Genomic DNA, 23,709 nt, shown 5'->3' with positions numbered 1-23,709 from the left:
CCGATCCGCTGTCCGCGGTGCTGGACGAGGCGATGTCCGCCATGTCGGCCGTGCCGCACTCCGGGCTGCGCCATCTGACGGCCCCTGCCCGCTCCCGTATCGACGAGGCGGCGACGGCGCTCTCGCGCACCGGTCCGACCCGTGCGGCCACGTTGTTGCGCGTCTTCGTCGACACCCTGGAGGGCAAAGCCGCGCTGGACAGGGACGGCCTCGCCGCCCTTTCCGGCGCCCGGCTCGACGCCCAGCTCCACCTCCTGGTCAGCAGCGAAGTGCGGTCCTCCCGGACCGACTTCACGAACGGCCCTCAGGCCCGGTTCAGGTAGGCGAGGCCGGGATGCACCTTCAGGTACCCGTCGAGGAGGCGCCCGGCCACCGTCACGGAGTCGACCAGCGGATGGAGCGCGAAGGCCTTCACGGCGGCGGCGCGCGAGCCGCTTTCCGCCGCGTCCAGCACCGCGCGTTCGACGGCCTTGACCGCGGTGACCAGTCCGACGGCATGGTACGGAAGGGGGTCGACGGCGACGGGTCGGGCGCCGTTGGCGTCGACCAGGCACGGCACCTCGATGACGGCGTCCGCGTCGAGCACGGAAAGCGTCGTGCGGTTGCGGACGTTGAGGATGAGCGAGGTCCGTTCGTTCCGGGCCACGGCCCGCATGAGGGCGAGCGCCACCTTCTCGTAGCCACCGGATTCCAGATCGCTCTCGTCCCGTTCGCCGACCCCGGCGACCTCCCGGTTCTCCGACATGTAGGTGGCTTCGCGTTCGGCGCGGGTGCGGTCCCAGGACTGCAGGGCGGGCGCGGCCGGGTCCTTCATCCGGGTGTAGAAACCCTCCTGCTGCTCGTGGAGGAAGGCGCCGCGGGTCTGCTCGGCCTCCTGGTAGGCGCGTACGGCTTCCCGGTTGAAGTAGTAGTAGTGCAGGTACTCGTTGGGGATGGCGCCCAGCGACCGCAGCCAGTCGGCTCCGAAGAGCCGGCCTTCCTCGAAGGAGCCGAGCAGGGCCGGGTCCGCCAGCAGGCGCGGGAGTTCGTCCCGGCCGTCGACGTACAGTGCGCGGACCCAGCCCAGGTGGTTGAGGCCGACGTAGTCGATCCGGGCCCGGTCGGGGTCGGCGCCCAGCACTCCGGCGATACGGCGGCCGAGGCCCACCGGGGAGTCGCAGATGCCGATGACCCGGTCGCCCAGGTGGCGGGACATGGCCTCGGTGACCAGGCCGGCCGGGTTGGTGAAGTTGATGACCCAGGCCCGCGGGGCGAGCCGGGCGATGCGCTGTGCGAGGTCGACGGCGACGGGTACGGTGCGCAGCCCGTACGCGATGCCGCCCGCCCCGACCGTCTCCTGGCCGAGCACACCTTCGTCGAGGGCGACCCGTTCGTCGACGGCCCGGCCTTCGAGACCGCCGACGCGGATCGCCGAGAAGACGAAGTCGGCGCCGCGCAGTGCCTCGTCGAGATCGGTGGTGGCGGTGACGGCGGGGGCGTCCGGCACGTTCTCGGCCTGTTCGCCGAGCACGCGGGCGACGGCGGTGAGCCGGTCGGCGTCGGTGTCGTAGAGGGTGACCGCGGACACGCGGCCCTCGGCGTGATCGGCGAGCAGTGCTCCGTACACGAGGGGAACCCGGAATCCGCCGCCGCCCAGAATTGTCAGCTTCACGCTTCCGCATGGTACGGGGACCGGCCGGGACGGGGTTCGAGCGACTCCGCACGGCCGGTCCCGCCGGCGTCCGGCCGGCCCGGTGGCGTGGGCCGTCGGGCCACGGCCGATGGGCCGCCGGCCGGTCGCGTCCTCGCGCCGACGGGCGAGTCGGATCAGTCGCCGCTCCACCAGCGCGAGACGACACGCCACAGCCTCGCGGGCGCGGTTCTGCCGCGCTGCTGCGGGATCCGGCCGACGGCGGGCGGATCGGCGGGCGTTCCCCGGGACTCCTCGGTGGCCGTCGCCATGGACATCGCGCCGGTCGTGGCGGGGGCCGGGGCCGGACCGGGCGCGCGTCCGGGCGTGGGGGCGGTGTGCCGGACCGTCGACTGCACGTCCCGGTCCTGGCGCTGCGGGTTCGGCCTCCCCATGGACGGCGGTTCCTTGTCGTCCTGCGGCAGGCGCGCGGCGAAGTCCGCCGGGAGCTGCACCAGATGCCGGCTCATGATGTTTCCGATCCAGCTCAGTTCGCTCTCGTCGACGGCGAGTTCGAGGTCGGGCAGCCGCATCAGCAGGGCATCGACGCCGACGTCCGCGATGGCGCGTCCGATGTCCTGCCCGGGGCATTCATGGGGGCCGCCGCTGAAGGCGAGGTGGGCCCGGTTGCCCGCCATGTCGGCGCCCAGGTCGGGCCGTACGACCGGATCGCTGTTGGCCGGCGCGATGCCCACGATCAGGGCGTCACCCGCCTTGATCTGCTTGCCGCCCAGTTCCGTGTCGCCGACCGCCCAGCGTCCGAAGACCGCGGTGAACGGCGGCTCGTCCCACAGCGTCTGCTCGACCGCCTCCGGCACCGTCATATGGCCGCCGCTGAGCCTGGCCCGGAAGCGGGGGTCGGTGAGCACCATGCGCAGGACGTTGGCGATCAGGTTGGCGGTCGACTCGTAGGCGGCGATGAGGAGCAGCCTCAGGTGCTCACTGACTTCCTGGTCGTTCAACGCCGCGGGATGCTCGACGAGCCAGGTGGCGAAGTCGTCCGCCGGTTCGCGGCGGCGGCGGCAGACGAGCCGGGTCAGCGCTTCGAGGACATAGGCGTTGCTCGCGACGGCGGTCGCCGTGCCCCGGGTCATGTCGCGGGCGGCCTGGACCATCCGGTCGTTGTACTCCTCCGGCATGCCGAGGATCGCGCACATCACCATCATCGGCAGCCGCTCGGCGAACTGGCTGACCAGGTCGACGCGGCCTTCCTGGCAGAAGTCGTTGACGAGCCGGTTGCTGTAGCGGTTGACGTGGCGGCGCACCCCGCGGGTGTCGATGCGGGCCATGCTGTCGGTGACCGCGCCGCGCTGGCGTTCATGGGTGGCGCCGTCGGCGAAGACACAGATCGGCTGCCAGGTGAAGATCGGTGCCAGGGGGTGGTCGGGGGCGACGGTGCCGTCCTGCAGGGCCCACCACCGCCGGGAGTCGCGGGAGAACTGCGAGGGGGTACGGGTCATGTGCAGGTTCTCGCTGTGCCCGAGGACCAGCCAGGCGGGTACGTCGCCGTGCAGCAGTACGGGAGCCACGGTGCCGTGCTCGGCACGCAGTTTGTCGTACAGCCCGTGGGGGTCGCGCTCGGCCTCCGGGCCGTAGAAGCGGCGCACGCCGCCGGGGCCGGTACCGAGACCGTGGGCCGGGCACTCGGGGGGCGGAACCGGCCCCCGGGCCGCTGCGGACTCGTAGGGGAATGGGGTTGTCATGATCGCTCCAGGATGAGGATTCCAAGGACCAGACGGATGGGACGCGCGGGGGGGGTGTGTACTGCGGTCAGGCGAGCGGCAGGGCCAGACTGTGCAGATAGCGCATCAGGGTCATCAGTACGTCGCGGCTGGAGGCGCGCAGCCGGGCGTCGCAGTCGATCATCGGAACCTCTTCGGGGAGGTCCAGGGCGCTCCGGAGCGCCTCGACAGGGTGTTTCGGTGCGCCGGGAAAGGTGTTGACGGCGACGACGAACGGCACGCCGCGCTCCTCCAGCCGCCCGATGACGTCGAAGCTGACTTCGAGGCGGCGGGTGTCGATGAGGACCACCGCGCCGAGGGCGCCTTCGAACAGGCCGTTCCACAGGAACCAGAACCGCTCCTGGCCCGGGGTGCCGAACAGATAGAGGATCAGTTCCTCACTGACGGAGATCCGGCCGAAGTCCATGGCGACGGTGGTGGCGGTCTTGCTCTCCACCCCGAAGTTGTCGTCCACGCCGACACCGGCCTGGGTCATGGTCTCTTCGGTGGTCAGCGGCCGGATCTCGCTGACGGAACCGACCATGGTCGTCTTGCCGACCCCGAAGCCACCGACGATCACGACCTTCACCGCGGCGGTCGCCGTGGTGGGCAGGACGTCCTCGCGCCGGGGGCCGGTGATCGTGTCAGAGTTTCTGAAGTCCATGCATCACCGCTTCGAGAAGGGACCTGTCCGGAAGAGTGGCGCGGGCGACGGGCGCGCGCGATTCGATGAGTTCGGTCACGAGGAGTTCCGTGAGGAGCGACGTCACCACGCTGAAGGGCAGACCCAGGTACGCCGAGATCTCGGCGACGGATAACGGCGCCTGGCAGAGCCTCAGGATCACTGCCTGCTCGGGCTGGACCGTCGGCGACGGCTGGGCCTTCGCGACGACCATGGTCACCAGGTCGAGCGGCGCCCGCTCGCTGCCGTCGGGATCGCCGGTGATCACGTACAGCCGTTCCGGATCGTTCGGCGCCGGATCGGCTTCTCGGCGTTCTCGTCGGGGAGAGTTCATCCGGCCTGCCCGTCGTGGCGGGGCGGACTCGTCAGATGGGCGCCGATCCTGACGACCATGTCCCGCATCCGTGACCCGACGAGCCCCGCGTCGACCGTCTCACCGGCCAGGACCGCGAGGTAGGCGCCGGTTCCGGCGGCCATCAAGTAGAAGAACCCGCCGGTGACTTCGATGACGACCAGCCGCATGAGGCCGTCGCTGTACGGGATCTCGGAGGCGACGGCGGCGGCCAGGCTCTGCAGTCCGGCACAGGCCGCCGCGAGACGGTCGGCGACATCGGGGTCGCCGCCGTGCCGGGCGATGCGCAGACCGTCGGCGGAAAGCACCACGATCTGATGGATGTCCGGCACGTCGTCGGCCAGTTCCTTGAGCATCCAGTCCATGTTTCCCCGCTGCTGGATCACTTCAGGTCTCCCTTGTCCCACGCGTCATCAGAGTCTTCGTCGGTCTTCGGCTCCTGCGGCACCCCGTTGACGGCGTTGGTGAAGGCCTCCAGCCAGAGACCCGGGGGCTGCTCCTTTCCGCTGTCGTGCCCCTGGCCGTGGCCGACGGGGTGGCCGTTGGTGTAGCCGTTGCGCTGTCCCGCGGCGGGGGCGGCGGGCTGTGCGGGAAGGTTGTGCGATCCCAGGGGCGCGCGGCCGCGGCTGCGGCGTTGCGGGAGCCCGCCCGCGGTCCACTCGGTCACCACGGGGACGTCGTCCTCCATGGCTGCGGTGGGGAGTACCGGCCGGGTGACGGGTGCGACCGGTCCGGTGGCGGGGCGCTCGGCCACGGGGCGGGGCTTGCGGCGTGCGGGCACGACGTGCTTCATCGCCTCCTGGTCGATGTCGCTGGTGGGCCTCGACGTGGCGCCGATGCCGTGGGCGATGCCGGGAGCGGGTCCGGTGGTGATCATGGCGCGGGGCACGATGAGTACGGCACGGACGCCGCCGTACGCGGACTGCCGCAGCGAGACCTGGAGGTCGTACATCCGCGAGAGCCGTCCGACGACGGCCATGCCCAGACGCGGGGACTCGCCGAGGTCGTTCATGCTGGAGCCGGCCTGGGCCCTGGCCAGCATGTTCTCGGCCCGTGCGCGAGCCTCCTCGCTGAGCGAGACGCCGCCGTCCTCGATCTCGATGGCGATGCCGGTCTGCACCTCGACGGCGGTGACGTGCACCCGGGTCTGCGGCGGGGAGTAGCGCGTGGCGTTGTCGAGGAGTTCGGCGCAGGCGTGGATGAGCGGTTCGACGGCCGTGCCGATGATGGCGACCTTGGCGATCGAGTGCAGATCGACCCGCGGGTACTCCAGGATCCGCGACATGGCGCCGCGCAGGACGCTGAACAGCGGTACGGGCTTAGGCCACTGGCGACTGGGCCGGGCGCCGCCGAGTACCGCGATGGAGTCGGCGAGCCGGCCGATCAGCGCGGTTCCGTGGTCGATGCGGAGCAGGTCGTCGAAGACGTCGGGGTTGCGCCCGTGGTGCTCCTCCATCTCCCGCAGTTCGCTCGCCTGTCGGTGGACGATCGCCTGGACGCGCCGGGCGACGTTGACGAAGGCGCGTTGCGCGGAGTCACGCATCGCCTCTTCGTTGTCGATGATGTTCAGCACGGTGTAGACGAGGGTGCGCTGGGCGTCCGGCAGGTCGCGGTACATCTCGTCCGCGTCCACCACGTCCCGGAGCACCTCTTCGGGCGAATTGCCGACGCGCAGCCGGTGGATGGCGGCAGGCAGGAGCTCCTTGCTGATCCGCACGGTCTCGTCGTCGTGCGTGGCGATGCGCCGTTCCAGGTCGGCGAAGCGCCGCTCGTACACCGTGCGCTGGGTGCGCAGATGGCGGGCCCTGCGGGCGAGTTGAACGGTGAGCGCGACGACCACGACGCTGGTGAGGGCGCCGCACCAGACGACTGGTATCCGCGCGGCCGGGGAGACCAGTGCCACCGCGGCTGCGGTCGCTCCGCCCGTCAGCAGCACGGGCAGCAACATGGCGCGAACGACGGGGATTCCTCGTTCGATCGGCGGTGATTCAACACGAACCATCTAGAACCTCTGGCGGTTGATTCGGGAGGTATACGCGTGTACGAGACACTCGGGAACAAGCGCTCGAATTCATATCAACTCGACTGCTCTGCGCGTGAGCTTAGTCAGATCGAATCAGTGCTTCGGCACATTCACCCAACCCCCTGCGCGAGCGATCCCACGGATATACACTCACGAGTTTTTGCACGCACCGCCTCCAAACGTGCACAAGGAGTGACGATCAAGGGGAATGGGCGACCGGAACCCTCTCACGTACCGCAGAGAGGTACACGACCACAGCCACCGAGACGGGCACGCCTCACTCCCGCCGCTCGAAGAAAGCCTTGGCCCAAGCAGGATCTGACAGATCAACACCAAGCGATACGTGTTCCATTCAGCAGAACGTCCCTCAGAATGGAACACGCGCACATGTGATCGAAGCGGATCGAAAGGTGCACATTCATGACTGAAGGGCGGGTGTACGGCGTGGTCACGTCGGTGACGCGGCACGGCTCATCGCCCCTGGTGCCACCGCGGACCCGCGCATCGGGGCCGCCCACGTCGTCGTCGGCAGCCGACGACGGTCCTGACCGTCACCCCGGATCATGTCCGGGTACGTCCCGTCGTGGGGCGCACCGGAAGCACGGAAGACGAGGAACGGACACTCCATGGGGCCGACGCGGGACTACACCATCGAATCGCTGGACACCGGGCTCCGGATGATGCAGCTGTTCCTCACCCATGACGCGCTGACGGTCTCCCGGGCCGCCGAGCTTCTCTCCGTCGGCCGGTCCACCGCCCACCGGGTGCTCAGCACCCTGGAGGGGCGCGGCTTCGCGACCCGGGACTCCACCGGCCGCGGCTATGCGGCCGGTCCCGAGCTGGTCCGGCTCGGCCGCCCGGCGGGTTTCGGCACGGCCGTCCGCGAACGGCTCGGGGCCGTACTGGACGACGCGGTGCGCCGCACCGGCGAGACCGTGCAGAGTGCCGCGCTGATCGGTGACCGGATCATCGTCACCGACGGCCGGGAATCGCCTCATCCGGTGCGGGTCGCGCTGGAGACGTGTCGCACGTACCCCGTCCACGCCACCTCGGGCGGCAAGCTGCTGCTCTCCCGCATGACGGCGGAACAGGTCCACGCCCTGTGCCCGCAGGAGGAGCTGTCGGCGCTCACGCCGAACACCCTCACCTCACGGTCCGCCCTGCTCGCGGAGCTCGACGTGATCCGTGCGCGCGGATACGCGCTCAGCCGAGGGGAGTCGGTCCCGGGCATGAACACCGTCGCCGTCCCGCTGGCCGGGGCGAGCTGGCGGGACCGGCTCACCTTGATGGCATCCTCACCCGCCGACCGCGGCAACGACGCCGAACTCGTCAGCCTCGCCGATGAACTGTGCCGCTCCGCCGCACTGCTGGACGCGGTCCGGGCTCACTGACCCCTCGAAGGGTTCAGCCCTTCCGCAGATGCGGCGCGAGTGCTGTCGTCCACGAGGCGCGTACGGCCTTCCACTCCTCGGAGCACCCCTTCGCCCGCTCGACGGGAAGGGTGTCCGGGCCCACCAGACCCGGGTGGCGGCCGGCAGCGGCGCCGTAGACGTAGCAGCGGTGGTTGACCGCACGCCGGCCGTCCGAGGAGTGCTCGTCGGGCCCTTCGTCGACATTCTCGTTCGTGACCTCGGACACCTGCCAGGCCTCGGCGGCCGCGAGCAACTGCGCTTCACCGACGGCGCCCTTGCGCAGCAGCATCAGGGCGGCGAACTGGTCGGCGAAATCCTCTTCCCGGCCCTGCACGCGCAGTTCGAGGACGTCCACGAGGGCGTGCGCCGTCTCGTGGAACAGCGTTTCCAGCATGACGGCCGCCACGTCGTCGTCCGCCCGCCGGGGCCCGGCCCGCCCGAAAAGCTCCCGCGTTTCGGAGACTTCGTCGTAGCAGACCTCCACGTGGGTCAGCTCGGGATCGTAGGAGGACCCTTCGCCGTCGCACGAGACCACGCCGACGGAAATCGGCCGGTCCACCTCGACCAGAGCGGCGACCGCCGACACGGCCTCCTCCACCACCTTCCGCCTGCGCAGGAACGCGGCGTCGTCCCGGTCGGAGCCCGTCGGCTTCTCGTAGCGGATCACGATGCCCGAGCCGGCCGCATCGGTACGGGAGGCATCCGGCTTCTGGCAGCCGGACGCGCCGGCGACCGCTGCCAGCACCATCCCCCCGAGGCACCCTGCGAACCGGCCCGCCGACCGCATCACCCCCACCCGCTTCCCCGCATATCGCCGCCACCGCCGTCCTGCCCCGGCGTCGGGGACCAACGGAACAGCCGCTGTCTACCCCATCTCCGATTTCGGTGCAAATCACCTCCGCCTTCCCGGATATCGGTCCTGGCCGGCGTGGGAAGGCCCCTCATACAGGCGGAATTCCATGTTTACGGGCGGCGGCCAGGGCGGCGAAGGCGAACGACGATCATCCCGGTCCCGGCGCCGATCAGGACGGCGGCCGGTACCGGTTCGGCGACACCGGGCAGGATGGCGACGGCCGGGCCGCACCGGTCCGGGCAGGTCCCGCGGACAGGCCGGGCCGCGCCCGGACCGTCCCGCCGGGGCCCCGGTCCCGGTTCAGTGCCGGGCGCCGCCGATACGTCCCTCCAGCTGCACCAGCAACTCGCTGAGCTGAGCGCTGAGTCGCGTGCGGGACTGCTCGTCGAGGCCGGACAGCACCGCGCGTTCGTACGCCAGCTGCCTCGGCAGCAGCCGGTCGACCAGCTCACGCCCCTCCTCGGTCAGGCGGACATGGGCGACACGACGGTCGCGGTCGTCGCTGCGGCGGTCGACCAGACCGCGTTCCTGAAGGACCCGCAGGCGCTTGGTGACGGCGGCACCGGAGGAGAAGGTCTCCCTGGCCAGCTCGCCCGGGGTGAGCTCGCGGTCGGTGCGGCGCACGGCACCGAGCAGATCGAACTCGGCGCGGGTCAGGCCGGCGGCTCGCAGGGGTGCGTCCTCCGCCTGCTGGAGCAGGGCCGCGCAGCGGTTGATGCGGCCGATGAGTTCCATCGGGCCGGTGTCCAGCTCCGGGTTGACGGCCTGCCACTGCCGTACCACCGAGGCGACGATGTCGTCGGTCACACCGCTCCGTTCTCCTGGGCGGAGGCGATCAGCCCCTGCCGTTTCGCTGTCGCCGCGAGCGTACGGTGTCCGGCCTGCTCGGCCGCGAGGACCTGCTCCTGGGGCAGGGCGCGCTGCCACCATTCGCCCGCCGCGGTGTCATCGGCCTCGCGCAGCTCGACGAGCGATCCCGTCAGCCTGCGACGCGCGGCGTCGAGGGCGGCGGGGGTGGGCTGCGGTGCGGCGAGCGCGTGTACGGCGTGGGCGCGGGCCCGGTCGGTGGCGTCCAGGGCCTTTTCGAGGCGTCCGGCGGCCCGCCGGTTGGTGACCAGCATGGCGGCGAGCATGCCCACGCCGGCGCCGATGAGGGTGTCCAGGACGCGGTCACCGATGAGTTCACCGGCCGGATGGGTGCCGCCGAACTCCAGGACCAGCAGGGCCATCGGGGTGACCGCGATCGAGCCGAGCCAGTAGTTGCGGGTGATCAGGGCCTCGGCCGCGAAACCGAAGAACAGACAGAAGCCGATCAGGGCCAGTGGCCCGGTACGGCTGACCGGAAGGACCGCGGCGAAGACGAGGACGCCGATCAGATTGCCCAGGGTGCGCTGGAGAGCCCGGTTCCAGGACAGGGTCACATTGGCCTGGTAGAGGGAGGCCGCGGTGACGATCGCCCAGTAGGGGCGGCCGACGCCGACCGCCTGGGAGGCGTATCCGGCCAGGGCGCAGCCGATGAGGGCGCGGGCGCCGATGGGCAGGAGCGGGGAGCCGGGGGTGAGGCCGCGCAGGAGTGCGCGGCGGCCGTCGCGACGGCTCACCGCGCGCCGGGCGGCCCGTTCGGCGTCGATGCCGAACAGTTCGTCGGACGTGCCCGGGGCGGGCGGCGGGGTGGGTACGGGGCCGCGGGCACGGGCCTGCCGGGCCCAGGCACGCAGCCGTTCGGGCTCGGCGGCACAGGCGGCCGAAGAGGTACCGGGGGCGCCCCCGGCAAGGACGGCTTCGGCGTGGACGACGAGGCGTTCGAGCGCCGCCCGTGCGGGGGTGGGGCGCCCCGCGGCGAGCAGGGTCTGCCAGGCCGCGTGCACGGCGGCGACCGCGGCGTGCCGGGTGCGGTGACCGGGGGCGTCGGCGTAGGCCGCGGCCGCGTCGAGCGCGCGGGCCGTCGCCCGGCGCTCGGGGCCCTCCCTGCGGATCACCGCGGGACCGACCGTGACCAGCCAGGAGATCGCGCCCGCTGCCAGCGTCAGCGCGAGATGGCCGGGCACCTGACCGAGGTGCTGCGGGGCGAAGAGCGCGGCCGAGGTGACGAACGTGAAGATCACCGGTCCGGGCGGGCCGATGCGGGTGGCGTCGCACAGCGTCTTCTGCACCGCGGCGAGCAGGGCGCCCACCGCGATCAGAACGGCGGTCGAGCCGGTGAGCGAGGCCGCGACCAGGGATGCCGCCATTCCGATGACCATGGAGACGACGACTCCGGCGACAGCTCGGGCCCGGCGCACGTAGGGCAGATTGTGGCCGTACAGCGCGCAGAGCGAACCGGCCATCGTGTACATCACGAGGTCCAGCCGGTCCATGGCGAACAGCACGAGATCCGGTATCGCGGTGGCGACGACGACGCTCAGTGCCGGCTTGAACCACATGTCCGAGGGCCGGGCGAGGCGCAGGGGCGCTGCCAGCGGGAGTCTGCGGACGGAGGGCTGCCTGGACAGGATGGTTGTATCGCTCACTCAAATACTTTAGCAGGTATTACACCTGTAAAACAGTTCCTCTCCGCCCACACCCTCGTCGCGGCACGGATGGCCGCCCCGGCCACGAGGACATAGCGTGCGACTGCACGAGGACGCACCGACCGACGGACAGACATGCGCCCACGTGCCCCCGCGTCCACGGAGGAAACCGAATGAAGCTCACCGAACCGGTGCCCAGCGGTCCCTGCTGGATCGAACTGAGCACCCTCGACATTCCGGCCGCCAAATCGTTCTACGCGGCGCTCTTCGGCTGGCGCTCCGAGACCGATCCGCGAGAGGAGGCGGGCGGCTACACCATGGCGCACCTCGGCGACGCCCGCGTGGCCGCGCTCAGTCCGATCTACCAGCCGGGCCGGCCGCCCGCCTGGACGGTCTCGTTCGCCAGCACGGACACGGACGCGACGGTCGAGAAGGTGAAGTCGGCGGGCGGATCGCTCCTGATCGGGCCGATGGACGTGTTCGACCAGGGCAGGTTCGCGGTGGTCGCGGATCCTTCGGGTGCGGTGTTCTCGCTGTGGCAGGGGCGCGCCTTCGCCGGTGCGGAGCGGCTGAACGAACCGGGCGCGCTCGGCTGGGTCGAACTCGTCACCCGCGAGGCCGATCCCGCGCTCGCTTTCTACCCCGCGGTCTTCGGGTGGACGGTGAACGCCGTGTCGGAGAGCTACACGCAGTGGGGCGTGGCGGGCGAGGACTTCGGCGGCATGCTGATCATGGACGAGAAGTTCCCGCCGGACGCGCCGCCGAACTGGCTGCCGTACTTCGCCGTGACGGACGTGGACGCGACGGCGGCCACCGCGCAGGGGGCGGGGGGTGAACTGCTGATGCCGCCGACGAGCATTCCGGACGGGCCGCGTATCGCGGTGGTACGTGATCCGCAGGGCGCGGTGTTCGGCATCCACCGGGCGGCCGACGAGGGCTAGTGCTGTGACCGGAAGGGTGCACCGGCTCGTGGCGTCCGGTGCGGCACCTCGCCGCGTTGTCGCATCACCCGAGCGTGTCCGGCGCGAGGGCGGTCCTACGCCTCGCGACGCAGCGCACCGGACGCCGCGAGCCTCCCACCAGACCTTTCCGGTCACAGCACCGGCGCTCGTCCGGATCACACCGATCGCGACACCCACGAGCCCGGCGTGCCCAGTGTTTCGACAGCCGCCCGCAGGGGGACGGCGAACGGTCTTCCTGGAGTTCAGCTGATGTACGAGAGCGATGCCGGACTGCTCGCCCCCGGGCGGGCAGGCTCCCCCGCCGAGACGGCCGGCGGCGACAGCGCCTTTCTGCAGGCGATGCTCGACGCCGAAGCCGCGCTGACCCGTGCCCAGTCGGGCTGCGGGCTCGCCCCCGCCGGGGCCGGGCGGGCGGTGACCGCGTCGGCCGATGCGCGCCGATTCGACGTACGGGACCTGGCGCTGCGCGCACGCGCGAGCGGCAATCCGGTCACCCCGTTGGTCTCCGACCTGGCCGCCCTCGTGGAACCGGACGCCCGGCCCTATGTCCACCGGGGCGCCACCAGCCAGGACATCCTCGACACCGCCGCCATGCTGGTCGCCGCGCGGACCCTGGCCCCGGTGCTCGACGACCTGGTGCGGGCCGCGGACGCGGTGGCACGGCTCGCCGTCGCGCATCGCAGCACCCCGATGGCCGGCCGCACACTCACCCAGCACGCCGTGCCGATCACCTTCGGACTGAAGGCAGCGGGCTGGCGGGCGCTCATCCTCGACGCACGGGACCGGCTGTCGGCCGTACGGGAGTCGCTGCCCGTACAACTCGGCGGCGCGGCGGGGACGCTGGCCGCCTTCAACGCCTTGACCCCGGTCGACGAGGCCGACGCGGCCGACGACTCCGTCGCCGGCATCGACGGCGACCGCCGTGGACTGGCCGTGCTCCAGGCGTTCGCGAACGAACTGGGTCTGGCCGAACCTCTGTTGCCGTGGCTCAGCCTGCGTACCCCGGTCGCCGACCTGGCGGGTGCACTGGCCTTCACCGCGGGCGCGCTCGGCAAGCTGGCCGCCGATGTGCTCATTCTGTCCCGCACCGAGATCGGCGAGGTCACCGAGGGCCAGGGCGGCGGTTCGTCCACCATGCCGCAGAAGGCCAACCCGGTGCGCGCCACGCTGATCGCGGCGGCGGCCCGTCGCGCCCCCGGCCTGGCGGCGACGCTGTACGGCTCGCTCGCCGCCGGGGACGAGCGGCCGGCCGGGGCGTGGCACGCCGAGTGGGAGCCGCTGCGTGAACTGCTGCGGCTCGTCGGCGGGGCCGCGCGCGATGCCGCCGAACTCACCGAGGGACTGCGCGTCGTCCCGTACGCCATGCGGGAGAACCTCCAGCTCACGGACGGGCTGATCGTCTCGGAACGGCTCGCCGCCGTGTTCGCCGAGCGGATCGGTCGCAAGCGTGCCAAGGAGGTCCTGGTGAACGCGGCCGCTCGGGCCCGTGCGGAGACCACGGATCTGGCCGACGTACTCGCCGATGTGCTCGACGAGGAGCCCGAACTCTCCGGCCTCGATCTGTCCGAGCTGACCGAGCCCGCCCGGTACACCGGCTGTGCGGGCCCCCTCACCGACCGAGCGCTGGACCGCGGATGACCTCACGCGCGGCCCGTGACGCGGTGGCGCCGCGCCTCCGCCGCGCTGGGTCCGGGCCGCTCGGGGACGAATGCGGAACGGGTCCGTCCGTCGGGCGTCACCGGCCTCTACGGTGGAGAGTCGGGCATCACCGGCCCCGACGGTGTCGGGCATCACGGGCCCCGACGGTGGAGAAAAGGGGCGGGCGGAGGTGGGAACGGCCTGCCGCGACCGGGGTCACCCCTGTGCGCCGTCCCCGCGGATCCGGGCATGGACGTGCATGTCGTGCCAGCCGTCGGCGTGCAGGTGTCCCCGGCGCAGGGTGCCCTCCAGGGTGAAGCCCGCCTTGGCCGCCACCCGGCAGGACGCCTCGTTCAGCACGGAGTGGTGGAGTTCGAGGCGCTCGAACCCGATCTCGTCGAAGGACCAGCGTGTCAGCGTCGAGAGGGCCCGGGGCGCGATGCCCCGTCCCCGGGCCGCCGGCAGCATCCAGTAGGCGCATTCGGCCTGACCGATGGCCGGTGTCAGCGAACGGAGCGAGATCCGGCCGAGCAGCTCCTCGGCACCGTCGGCCGTGTCCCCGGGGCGGACGACGGCCCAATGGGCCCCGGTCTCGCAGTACCAGGCGTTGCGCCACTGATCGATCCAGTCGCGTGCCTCGTCCTCGGTGTCCGCGCGGCGCAGATGCCAGCGCTGGATGGCCGGGTCGGCGAAGGCCGCGAGAACGGCCGGCGCGTCCCCGTACCGCCACGGTCGCAGGAGCAGGTCCTCGGCGACGGGAAGGGCCGGTTGCACGGAGTCCGCGAGGCGCCCGGGAGGAATATGGGGCGGCACCAGGTACGGCATGGGCGCATCATCGCACGGTGCGGGGAGCCGCCCCGCCCTTGGCCGCGGCGTGCGAGTGCCGTCCGCCGACCGGGGTGGCGCACTCCCCCGTCCGGAACCCTCCCACCCCTCATTGAAACTTCACACACCACGTACGATGGCGGGATGAACACGCCGAGCGAAGGGACGCGCCGACGACGGCAGGGCGCCCACGCGTCGGCCGTTCTCGGATGGCTGTTCGTACTGCTGGCCATGGTCTCGTGCTGCTCGATGGAGGCCCTGGGCTCGACGGCCCACGGGGCCGGCACACACGCCGCGGCCGCCGCCCGGGGCATGACACCGATCCATCCGGTGACCGTTCAGGCCGTGATCGCCCATGCCCCGGACGACCGGGGCACGGGCAGTACCTGCCACGGGACCTCCGAGCACACGACACCGGTCGTACTGCCCGGCCAGAGCGCACCCGTGGCCCTTCCCCGCACGACCGCCACCGCCCCCCTCGCCCCGCTCACCGGCGCCGCCGCGATCCGCGGTCCGTCCAACGACGCCGTACGGGAAGTCGACCATCTCCGTCTGCAGGTTCAACGGATCTAGAGGCAGGGCCCGTTCCTCGGGACTCCGAGGACGTACTCCCGCATGCCCTCGACCCCATCGATCACGTCGAACCGAAGGACTTCCATGGCTACCGCCAAGAAGCAGAACACCCCTGCCGCCGCGCGCCGCGCCAAGCTGGAGGAGGCCCGCCGCAAGGAGCGGGCCCGCGAGCGGCGCAGCCGCGTCATCGTCCTCACCGCCTCCGTCGCCGTGGTGGCCGCACTGGTCGCAGGCGGCGGCTATCTCATGTCCGCCGCCGACAAGAAGGAGAAGGCCGACGCCGAGGCCAAGTCCTCGCCCGTGAGCGGCGAGCGGACCTGGGACAAGCTTTCGCAGAACCACGTCGAGAAGAAGGTCGACTACCCCATGAACCCGCCGGTCGGCGGCGATCACAATCCGGTGTGGATGAACTGCGACGCCGATGTCTACACCAAGGCGATACCGAAGGAGAACGCCGTCCACTCCCTCGAACACGGCGCGGTCTGGGTCACGTACACGAGCAAGGCGAAGCCTGCCGACGTCGAGAAGTTCGGTGAGCGGGTCAGGACGACGCCCTACTCGCTGATGAGCCCGGTCGAGGACCAGGCCGCCCCGCTGATGCTCAGCGCGTGGGGCAAGCAGGTGACGGTGACGAGTGCCGCCGACCCACGCGTGGCGCAGTTCTTCACCAAGTACGTGCAGGGGCCGCAGACCCCCGAGCCGGGCGCGGCCTGCACCGGCGGGGTCGCCCAGTGACGTCCGCGACCCGCTCCTCGCGCGCGATGGTGGCGGCGGGCGGGGTGGTGCTGCTACTGGCCCTGGGCCTGGTCGCGCTGATGCTCGTACGGCCGTCCTCGTCCGCGGGCTCCGCCTCACCCGCGTCCGCCCCCTCGGACGCGTCGGTCGACGTCGGGTTCGCCCGCGACATGTCGATCCACCATCAGCAGGCGGTCGAGATGTCGTTCGTCGTGCGGGACCGTACGTCCGACGTGGAGGTGCGCCGGCTCGCGTACGACATCATCAACACGCAGGCCAACCAGCGCGGCATGATGCTCGGCTGGCTGGAGATGTGGGGCCGGGCGAAGTCGTCCGGTGCTCCCCCCATGAAGTGGATGGGGCACGCCTTCACGCCCAGGGGTGACGGTTCACTGATGCCGGGCATGGCGACCGACACCGAACTGGACGCGTTGCGGGCGGCGAAGGGCAAGGCCGCCGAGGTGCTGTACCTGAAGCTGATGACCGCCCATCACCGCGCCGGTGCGGAGATGGCGCAGGCGGCGGCCGACGCGGCCGGCACCGACGAGATCAGGAATCTGGCCGCGGGCATGGTCCGGGGCCAGCAGTCGGAGATCGGGCTGATGGCGGACATGCTCAAGGAGCGTGGTTCGACGACCTGAGCATCCGGCGTTCCGACGACCCGTGCGGCCATGTGCGCTCACGGGGTCGGCGGCGGCCCGTTCGCGGTGGTTTCCCGCCACCGCGGGCGGGCCGTCCCCGGTCGGGGGACGCGGCGGGCGGCCGCCGGGACCGGAGCCCGGAGGCGCACCGGCTCACCGGACGGACCGCACGGCCCATCGCATAGGCTCGGATCCGATATGAAGAGCAACCTCACTCCGCTGGGGCCCAAGGCCGACAAGGACACCGTGCGTCGGAGCAATCTCAGCCTGGTGCTGCGGGCCGTCCGCGACGAGGGCGAGGGCGAGGCGACCAGGGCCGGGGTCGCCGCGCGAGTGGGGCTGACCCGGGCCGCGGTGTCCTCGCTCGTCGAGCAGCTCCTCGACATCGGATTCCTCACCGAGTCCGGCAAGACCTTCAGTGGACAGGCGGGGCGCCCCGGGACCGCGCTCAAGGTGGCGCGCACGGGGCCCGCCGGGCTCGGCGTGGAGGTCAACATCGACTACGTGTCGGTGTGTGTCGTCGATCTGGCGGGCACCGGCCGGGTGCGGCTCACCGAGCACCTGGACAATCGCGGCGCGCCCCCCGCCGAGGTGCTGGCGCGGGCGGCCGAAATCGCCGCGCGCACCCTGGAGTCGGCACGCGAGCAGGAACTGTTCCCGGTCGGAGTGGTCCTCGCGCTTCCCGGTCTGGTCTCCGGCGGTACCGTGCGCCAGGCACCCAACCTGGGCTGGAACCGGGTTCCGGCCCAGGAGCTCTTCGCCGCGTCGCTCGCCGCCGAACGCCCCGGTCACCGGGCACTGCCGGTGGGTTCGGAGAACGAGGCGAATCTGGCGGCGCTGGCCGAGCTCTGGTTCGGCGGGCTCGACGCCGTCCGCAGCTTCCTCTATCTGACGGGCGAGATCGGTGTCGGTGGCGCACTGGTCATCGACGGTGAACTCCTGCGTGGGGCACACGGATTCGCCGGGGAGATCGGGCACGTGGTGGTGGACGCGGCGGGTCCGGAGTGCCGGTGCGGCTCGCGCGGCTGTTTGGAACAGTACGCGGGGCAGGCGGCGCTCCTGCGGGCCTCCGGGGTCGCGGAGTCCGGCAAGGGGGGCGGCGTCGCCGAGCTGGAGCGACGCGCCCGCGCCGGGGACGAGCGGGCGGTGGCCGCTGTCGCGGGGGCCGGCCGGATGCTGGGGCGGGTGCTGTCCGGGGCGGTGAATCTGCTCGACCCGGACGCGGTGGTGCTCGGCGGTGTCTACCGGAACCTGATGCCGTGGCTGTCACCGCCCGCCGACGAGGAGCTGACCGGTCGTGTGGTGTCGGGGCTCTGGTCCCGCGGGAGCGGCCGGCTGCGCGCCTCGTCCGTCGCGGGCGACGCCGCGCGGGGCGCTGCGGCGCTGGTGATGACGGAGGTTCTGGCCGACCCGGTGGCGCACGCGAGGAGCCGGGAACGCGGCTGATACGCCTTCGACCGCGGGCGCTCGGCGCGTACGGCCGGCCACCGAGCGGACGGGCGACCGGCCGGCCCGGCCCGATGGGCGTCGAGCGGCCGACCTCCCGGGCCGCCCGGGTCTCGACGGGACGGGCACCTGGCCGACCCGTCCCCCCTTCCCCGATCGGCGGCCGGACGACCGGTCCGACCGCCCCTGCGTCCCGGCCGGCCGTGCCATGGGGGTGGGCCGGACATCCGGCCCACCCCCATGGACCCGCGCCGCTGCGGCGGAGCTCAGCGGACCCCGAGCAGGTGGTCCATCGCCAGCTGGTCCAGGGCCTCGAACGCCATCCCTCGTTCCGCCGCCGCGTTCACGTCGAACTCCTCGAACGCCGTCCGGTCGGCCAGCAGCCCGGCCACGCCGTCCTCCGCGGTCGGACGGGCCAACTCGTCGAGCCGGGACGTGCGCAGCGCCTCCCGCACCTCGGGGTCGGCCCGGAAGGCGGCGGCACGCTCCTTGAGGATCAGGTAGTTGCGCATGCAGCCCGCGGCGGACGCCCAGACACCGTCGTTGTCCTCGGTCCGCGGAGGCTTGAAGTCGAAGTGCCGCGGTCCCTGGTATCCGGCCGTCTCCAGCAGGTCGACCAGCCAGAACGCCTGGCGCAGATCGCCCGCGCCGAAGCGCAGGTCCTGGTCGTACTTGATGCCGGACTGGCCGTTCAGGTCGATGTGGAAGAGCTTTCCCGCCCAGAGCGCCTGCGCGATGCCGTGCGGGAAGTTCAGCCCGGCCATCTGCTCATGCCCGGTCTCCGGGTTGACGCCGACCAGCTCCGGGCGCTCGAGACGCTCGATGAAGGCGAGGGCGTGTCCGATGGTCGGCAGCAGGATGTCGCCGCGCGGCTCGTTCGGCTTGGGCTCGATGGCGAACCTCAGGTCGTACCCCTGCTCGGTGACGTAGTCGCCGAGCAGGTCGAAGGCTTCCTTCATACGGTCGAGAGCGACCCGGATGTCCTTGGCGGCGCCGGATTCGGAGCCCTCGCGGCCGCCCCAGGCCACATAGGTGGTCGCGCCGAGCTCGACGGCGAGGTCGATGTTGCGCAGGGTCTTGCGCAGGGCGTAGCGGCGCACGTCCCGGTCGTTGGCGGTGAACGCGCCGTCCTTGAACACCGGGTGGGTGAAGAGGTTCGTCGTCGCCATGGGGACGACGAGTCCGGCCGCGTCCAGCGCCTGCCGGAACCGCTTCACGATCCCTTCGCGCTCGGTGTCCGTGGAGCCGAACGGAATCAGGTCGTCGTCGTGGAATGTCACACCGTACGCACCGAGCTCCGCGAGCCGCCGGACGGAGTCGACCGGGTCGATCGCCGTACGGGTCGCGTCACCGAAGGGGTCACGACCCTGCCAGCCCACGGTCCACAGTCCGAAGGTGAACTTGTCGTCGGGGGTGGGCGTGAAGCGTTCCGTCATCGTCTCCGCCTTCGGTGCCGAGGGGTTCCATGGCTGGTCGAGGCGACCAGACCCTATTTGTTCATTCTCATGACTAATCATGCACGCGACCCGTTCGACACGTAAACCCCTCATCGGCGAAATCGCCGATCGACCACTGTTCCGGCCACTGTTTCCGGCGGGACCGATCGCGTAATTTGTTTTCCGTACGATCAAATCAGGGGGTGGGCTTCTGCAGCCGTCCCCGAAGCGATGCACCCGCCGCAGCCGTCTCCCCCGCGCCCCGTCACCCGCAGCCCTGGAATGAGGTCGCCCATGCCGCCCCGCACCGTCGTCATCGGCGTGGACAGCTCCACGCAGTCCACCAAAGCCGCCTTCGTCGACTCCGGGACCGGCCGGCTGCTCTCCGTCGGCCGCGCACCGCATGTCGTCACCGGCGAGGCGGGGGCCCGGGAGAGCGACCCGGAGATGTGGTGGCGGGCGATGTGCGACGCGATCGCCGCCGGCCTGAAGGAGTCCGGCGTCGCCGCCTCCGCCGTGACCGGCATCGCGGTCGCCGGACAACAGCACGGCCTTGTGGTCCTCGGCCCCGGCGGACGCCCCCTGCGCCCCGCCATGCTCTGGAACGACACCCGCTCCGCCCCGCAGGCCACCGCCCTCACCGCGGCACTGGGCGGGGCCGCGGCCTGGACCGCACGGACCGGGTCGGTACCGGTGGCCGCCATCACCGCGTCCAAGTGGCAGTGGCTGCGGGAGAACGAGCCGAAGAACGCCGCCGCGACCGTGGCCGTCCGTCTCCCCCACGACTTCCTGACCGAACGGCTCGCGGGCGCCGCCGTCACCGACCCCGGTGACGCCTCGGGCACCGGCTGGTACTCCACGGCGATCGGCGCCTACGACCCCGGGCTGCTCGAACTCCTCGGCCTGGACGCCTCATTGCTGCCCGAGGTGGCACAGACGGGAGCGACCCGCATCGGCTCGCTGACGGCCGAGGCCGCCGAAGCGCTCGGCCTGCCCGCCTCGATCGCCGTGGCAGCGGGCACCGGGGACAACATGAGTGCCGCCGTCGGCCTCGGACTCGGCGGCGCCGGACTGCTGGACCATCCCGTCCTCAGCCTCGGCACCTCGGGAACGGTCTTCGCCGCCTCCCGGACCCGGCCCGCCTCGACGGCGCTCTCCGGCTTCGCCGCCACCGACGGTACGTATCTCCCGCTGGCCTGCACCCTCAACTGCACTCTCGCCGTGGACAAGATCGCCGCGCTGCTCGGCCTGGACCGCGAGGACGCGGCCCCCGGCGGCGAAGCGGTGCTCCTCCCCTACCTCGACGGCGAACGGACCCCCGATCTGCCCACCGCCGCCGGCCTGCTCACCGGACTCCGGCACGACACCACCCCGCAGCAACTCCTCGGCGCCGCCTACGAGGGCGCGGTGGTCACCGTGCTGCGGGCCCTCGACGAACTCCTCCGGGCCTGCGGTCTCGACCCCGCCGATCCCGAGACCGCGGTCCGGCCGCTGCGCCTGATCGGCGGCGGCGCTCGCGGGCGCGCCTGGGTGGAGACGGTACGGCGGCTCTCCGGGCGCCCGGTGATCGTGCCGGGCAGCGGCGAACTGGTGGCCCTGGGCGCGGCCGCACTCGCCGCCGCCACGGCCACCGGTGACGACCCGGTCGCGATCGCCACCGGCTGGGACACCGGCAAGGAGGTTCAACTCCCCGTCATGCAAAGGGACTCGGCCACCTGGGAGCGGGTCGGATCGGTTCTGGATCGGGCCATGACCCCCTTGCTGGGCGGAGCCTGACTCCCGTACACCCGACACACCCGGCACGGTGCGCTGACCAGTTGTCACTTCGTCCGAGCCGCCCGGGCGGCGGCCCCGCGGTCACCGTCGGACCGGTTTGGGGAAGCGAAGCGATCTTCAATAGTATCCGGCGATGATCATAAGAAGAAGGCTGACGGTCGGGGTGGGTATTCTGCTCGCCACCCTGACCGCCGGGCTCGGTACGGCACTTCCCGCCGCAGCCGATGAGACCCCCACCAAAGCCGCTCCCAAGGTCGAGCTGGTGCTCGACGTCAGTGGTTCGATGCGGACCCGTGACATCGACGGCCAGTCCCGGATGGCCGCGGCGAAGCACGCGTTCAACGAGGTCCTGGACGCGGTGCCCGAGCCGGTGGAGCTCGGTATCCGGACGCTCGGCGCCGACTACCCGGGCAATGACCGGAAGGTCGGTTGCAAGGACACCAAGCAGCTGTACCCGGTCGGCCCGCTGGACCGCACCGAGGCGAAGACCGCGGTCGCCACCCTGGCACCCACCGGCTGGACCCCGATCGGCCCGGCCCTGCTGGGCGCTGCCGACGACCTCAAAGGCGGTGACTCCACCCGCCGGATCGTGCTGATCACCGACGGCGAGGACACCTGCGGCCCGCTCGACCCGTGCGAGGTGGCACGTGACATCGCGGCCCGCGGCATCCACCTCGTCATCGACACGCTGGGCCTGGTGCCGAACGCGAAGATCCGTGAGCAGCTGACCTGCATCGCCGAGGCCACCGGCGGCACCTACACCGCCGTCCAGCACAGCGATGAACTCTCCGGGCGCGTCAAGCAGTTGGTCGACCGGGCGGCCGAGCCCGTCGTCACGCCGGTGGCGACCGAGGGAGCGGACCGCTGCTCCAAGGCTCCCGAGCTCAAGGCCGGCCTGTACACCGACCGGGAGAAGATCGGCGAGCACCGCTGGTACCGGGTGGACGTGCGCCCCGGTCAGGAGCTGCGCGCCTCGGTCAGCGTCTCGGCGGACCGTGCCGTGAACGACGACTACGGTGTGCTGCTGCGCGCGCTGACCGTGCACGGGCGGGAGATCGTCCGGGGCTCGGAGTCGGGCACCGGCCGCACCGACGCCATATCCTCCGGCCTGCGTTACCCGAAGCCGGAACAGGACGCCGCGGACGACGGCACCGAACCTCCCGCCGAGACCGTGTGCCTCCAGCTGAGCAACTCCTTCTCGGCACCGGCCTCGGTGAAGACCGAGCCCGGCATGCCGGTCGAGCTGACCGTGGACCTGGTGGACGCCCCGGACGAAGCGGCCGATGTCGCCGCGTTCGGTCTCGGCCACGGCTGGTGGCTGCTCGGCGTACTGGTGCTCACCGGGCTGGTCGCGGGCCTGCTGACCGGCTGGATCTCGCGCTGGCGCATCGCCGTCTGGAGGACCAACTGATGATGCGTACGACACGTGTGCTCGCGGGCGCGCTGCTGACCGGCCTCGCCCTGCTGACGTCGGCGGGCGCCGCCTCGGCCGACGATCCGTCGGCGAGCCCGGACCCGAGCGCCTCCGACAGCGCGTCCGGCCCCACCGAGGCCGGCACCACTTTCCGCACGGCCACGGCGGTCCAGCAGAACCAGCGCGCCACCGCCGGTGCCTCCACGGGCGACTACCTGTACTGGGTGTTCCCCGCCGACGCGGGCCAGCGCGCCACCGTCAAGGCCAAGATCACCCTGCCGGAGACCGCCACCCGGCACGGCGCGTCGACCTGGCAGGTCGATGTGTACGACGGGCTGCGGCGCCGTCAGGCCTGCATGTACGGCCGTCAGACCGGGAAGGCGGCCGCCGACGCGTCGACCGTCGAGCTGACCTGTGTGCTGCGGACCGTCCGCGCCTGGTCCGAGCCGTGGGCCGACGACCCGCTGCCGGGCAGCTACTACGTGCGCCTCACGGTCGTCGATCTGCCCTCCGCGGACCTCGGTCTCCCGGTGCAGACCGAGGTCGAGGTCACGTCGGCCGACAAGGGCGGCGCCGCGGACGTCGACGGCATGCTCGCCCGGCCGCTGGTCCCCGGTACGTCCGTCGTCTCACCGGCCTCGGACGCGTCGGAGTCACCGGCCACCGGTGGTGAGGACACGTCGGCCAAGGTCTCGCTCGGCAGCGAGCCCGAGGACGGCTGGGCCTCCGGCTGGTGGACCGACCGCTGGCTGTGGACGGTCGGCGGCGGCGTCCTGGGGGCGTTCGCGGCGGTCTTCGGCTACTCCCTCACCCGCGGCAGCGGCCGCCCGTCCCGGGTTCCGCCGGGCGTCTGACCCACGTCGCGGGTCGGGCTCCGGGCCGGGAGCCCTCCGACAGGTGTCGCCGGACGGGCTCGGGAACCGAGCCCGTCCGGCGACGGCTTACAGATCCCCCTCCGCTGCCCCGCCACCCGCGCGCTCCGGGCACCACGACGGCTACCCTCGACAACTCACGTACCGCACAAGGCCGATGAAACCTTCC

22 protein-coding genes are annotated in these 23,709 nt (G+C 71.8%); 11 read left to right on the top strand and 11 right to left on the bottom strand.

The annotated features are described in order from the left end of the window. The first annotated feature begins 17 nt into the window (after nt 1-17). Nucleotides 18-323, top strand: a complete 306-nt coding sequence (locus ACIQCZ_RS30915; RefSeq protein WP_402287030.1) for a hypothetical protein — start codon at nt 18-20, stop codon at nt 321-323. Here the strand turns inward: ACIQCZ_RS30915 and ACIQCZ_RS30910 are convergent. The 6 genes from ACIQCZ_RS30910 to ACIQCZ_RS30885 form a co-directional block, all read right to left on the bottom strand. Continuing rightward, nucleotides 305-1,651, bottom strand: coding sequence for a 6-phospho-beta-glucosidase (locus ACIQCZ_RS30910; RefSeq protein ID WP_402287028.1), 1,347 nt, complete (start codon nt 1,649-1,651; stop codon nt 305-307). The genes ACIQCZ_RS30915 and ACIQCZ_RS30910 overlap by 19 nt on opposite strands. Before the next feature lie 155 nt (nt 1,652-1,806). Continuing rightward, on the bottom strand, nt 1,807-3,372 hold the full coding sequence (locus ACIQCZ_RS30905; RefSeq protein WP_402287026.1) for a cytochrome P450: 1,566 nt from the start codon (nt 3,370-3,372) through the stop codon (nt 1,807-1,809). Between the two features lie 67 nt (nt 3,373-3,439). Beyond that, nucleotides 3,440-4,054, bottom strand: coding sequence for a GTP-binding protein (locus ACIQCZ_RS30900; protein ID WP_402287024.1), 615 nt, complete (start codon nt 4,052-4,054; stop codon nt 3,440-3,442). Continuing rightward, nucleotides 4,035-4,406 (bottom strand): DUF742 domain-containing protein, encoded by a 372-nt coding sequence (locus tag ACIQCZ_RS30895; RefSeq protein ID WP_402287022.1) that lies wholly within the window; start codon nt 4,404-4,406, stop codon nt 4,035-4,037. The genes ACIQCZ_RS30900 and ACIQCZ_RS30895 overlap by 20 nt, the downstream gene beginning before the upstream one ends. Further along, complete coding sequence (locus tag ACIQCZ_RS30890; RefSeq protein ID WP_093896207.1) at nt 4,403-4,810, bottom strand: roadblock/LC7 domain-containing protein; 408 nt, start codon at nt 4,808-4,810, stop codon at nt 4,403-4,405. Before ACIQCZ_RS30890 ends, ACIQCZ_RS30895 begins: the two co-directional genes overlap by 4 nt. Beyond that, nucleotides 4,807-6,426, bottom strand: coding sequence for an ATP-binding protein (locus ACIQCZ_RS30885; RefSeq protein ID WP_402287020.1), 1,620 nt, complete (start codon nt 6,424-6,426; stop codon nt 4,807-4,809). The genes ACIQCZ_RS30890 and ACIQCZ_RS30885 overlap by 4 nt, the downstream gene beginning before the upstream one ends. A gap of 647 nt (nt 6,427-7,073) precedes the next feature. Here ACIQCZ_RS30885 and ACIQCZ_RS30880 point away from each other — a divergent pair. Further along, the gene (locus ACIQCZ_RS30880; RefSeq protein ID WP_402287017.1) at nt 7,074-7,838 is read left to right on the top strand and encodes an IclR family transcriptional regulator; all 765 of its coding nucleotides are present in this window, start codon (nt 7,074-7,076) and stop codon (nt 7,836-7,838) included. A gap of 13 nt (nt 7,839-7,851) precedes the next feature. On the opposite strand, the gene ACIQCZ_RS30875 is transcribed toward ACIQCZ_RS30880, so the two are convergent. The 3 genes from ACIQCZ_RS30875 to ACIQCZ_RS30865 all read right to left on the bottom strand — a co-directional run bounded on the left by ACIQCZ_RS30875 (nt 7,852) and on the right by ACIQCZ_RS30865 (nt 11,222). Beyond that, nucleotides 7,852-8,607 carry a DUF4344 domain-containing metallopeptidase gene (locus ACIQCZ_RS30875; RefSeq protein WP_402287015.1) on the bottom strand — a complete coding sequence of 252 codons (756 nt, stop codon included), beginning with the start codon at nt 8,605-8,607 and terminating at the stop codon, nt 7,852-7,854. Nucleotides 8,608-9,012: 405 nt separating this feature from the next. Continuing rightward, the gene (locus ACIQCZ_RS30870; protein WP_351085938.1) at nt 9,013-9,519 is read right to left on the bottom strand and encodes a MarR family transcriptional regulator; all 507 of its coding nucleotides are present in this window, start codon (nt 9,517-9,519) and stop codon (nt 9,013-9,015) included. Continuing rightward, complete coding sequence (locus tag ACIQCZ_RS30865) at nt 9,516-11,222, bottom strand: FUSC family protein (RefSeq protein ID WP_402287012.1); 1,707 nt, start codon at nt 11,220-11,222, stop codon at nt 9,516-9,518. Before ACIQCZ_RS30865 ends, ACIQCZ_RS30870 begins: the two co-directional genes overlap by 4 nt. Nucleotides 11,223-11,395: 173 nt before the next feature. Here ACIQCZ_RS30865 and ACIQCZ_RS30860 point away from each other — a divergent pair, with 173 nt between their 5' ends. After that, entirely contained in the window at nt 11,396-12,163 is a 768-nt protein-coding gene (locus tag ACIQCZ_RS30860; RefSeq protein WP_402287010.1) for a VOC family protein, read from the top strand. Between the two features lie 270 nt (nt 12,164-12,433). Then, on the top strand, nt 12,434-13,822 hold the full coding sequence (gene pcaB, locus ACIQCZ_RS30855) for a 3-carboxy-cis,cis-muconate cycloisomerase (RefSeq protein WP_402287007.1): 1,389 nt from the start codon (nt 12,434-12,436) through the stop codon (nt 13,820-13,822). Nucleotides 13,823-14,038: 216 nt separating this feature from the next. On the opposite strand, the gene ACIQCZ_RS30850 is transcribed toward pcaB, so the two are convergent. Continuing rightward, nucleotides 14,039-14,647 carry a GNAT family N-acetyltransferase gene (locus ACIQCZ_RS30850; protein ID WP_402287004.1) on the bottom strand — a complete coding sequence of 203 codons (609 nt, stop codon included), beginning with the start codon at nt 14,645-14,647 and terminating at the stop codon, nt 14,039-14,041. Between the two features lie 144 nt (nt 14,648-14,791). Here ACIQCZ_RS30850 and ACIQCZ_RS30845 point away from each other — a divergent pair, with 144 nt between their 5' ends. The 4 genes from ACIQCZ_RS30845 (at nt 14,792) to ACIQCZ_RS30830 (ending at nt 18,042) form a co-directional block, all read left to right on the top strand. Further along, nucleotides 14,792-15,220, top strand: a complete 429-nt coding sequence (locus ACIQCZ_RS30845; RefSeq protein ID WP_402287001.1) for a hypothetical protein — start codon at nt 14,792-14,794, stop codon at nt 15,218-15,220. An 84-nt stretch (nt 15,221-15,304) separates the two neighbouring features. Beyond that, the gene (locus tag ACIQCZ_RS30840) at nt 15,305-15,955 is read left to right on the top strand and encodes a DUF3105 domain-containing protein (RefSeq protein WP_402287000.1); all 651 of its coding nucleotides are present in this window, start codon (nt 15,305-15,307) and stop codon (nt 15,953-15,955) included. Further along, on the top strand, nt 15,952-16,596 hold the full coding sequence (locus ACIQCZ_RS30835) for a DUF305 domain-containing protein (protein ID WP_402286998.1): 645 nt from the start codon (nt 15,952-15,954) through the stop codon (nt 16,594-16,596). The genes ACIQCZ_RS30840 and ACIQCZ_RS30835 overlap by 4 nt, the downstream gene beginning before the upstream one ends. Nucleotides 16,597-16,794: 198 nt before the next feature. Next, on the top strand, nt 16,795-18,042 hold the full coding sequence (locus ACIQCZ_RS30830) for an ROK family protein (protein ID WP_402286995.1): 1,248 nt from the start codon (nt 16,795-16,797) through the stop codon (nt 18,040-18,042). A 266-nt stretch (nt 18,043-18,308) separates the two neighbouring features. Here ACIQCZ_RS30830 and xylA read toward each other — a convergent pair whose 3' ends face one another. Continuing rightward, entirely contained in the window at nt 18,309-19,478 is a 1,170-nt protein-coding gene (gene xylA, locus ACIQCZ_RS30825) for a xylose isomerase (protein ID WP_402286993.1), read from the bottom strand. Nucleotides 19,479-19,772: 294 nt separating this feature from the next. Between xylA and xylB the strand changes: the two genes are divergently transcribed. The 3 genes from xylB to ACIQCZ_RS30810 all read left to right on the top strand — a co-directional run bounded on the left by xylB (nt 19,773) and on the right by ACIQCZ_RS30810 (nt 23,522). Continuing rightward, nucleotides 19,773-21,254 carry a xylulokinase gene (xylB, locus tag ACIQCZ_RS30820; RefSeq protein ID WP_402286991.1) on the top strand — a complete coding sequence of 494 codons (1,482 nt, stop codon included), beginning with the start codon at nt 19,773-19,775 and terminating at the stop codon, nt 21,252-21,254. Nucleotides 21,255-21,387: 133 nt separating this feature from the next. Continuing rightward, the gene (locus tag ACIQCZ_RS30815; protein ID WP_402286988.1) at nt 21,388-22,665 is read left to right on the top strand and encodes a VWA domain-containing protein; all 1,278 of its coding nucleotides are present in this window, start codon (nt 21,388-21,390) and stop codon (nt 22,663-22,665) included. Nucleotides 22,666-22,667: 2 nt separating this feature from the next. Next, nucleotides 22,668-23,522 (top strand): hypothetical protein, encoded by an 855-nt coding sequence (locus tag ACIQCZ_RS30810; protein WP_402287239.1) that lies wholly within the window; start codon nt 22,668-22,670, stop codon nt 23,520-23,522. The last annotated feature ends 187 nt before the right edge of the window (nt 23,523-23,709 follow it).

This window comes from Streptomyces sp. NPDC093149, assembly GCF_044754145.1.
In the GTDB taxonomy this organism is placed as follows: Bacteria; Actinomycetota; Actinomycetes; order Streptomycetales; family Streptomycetaceae; genus Streptomyces.
Note: the sequence above shows the minus strand (reverse complement) of the source record. Positions and strands in the feature narration are given on the sequence as shown.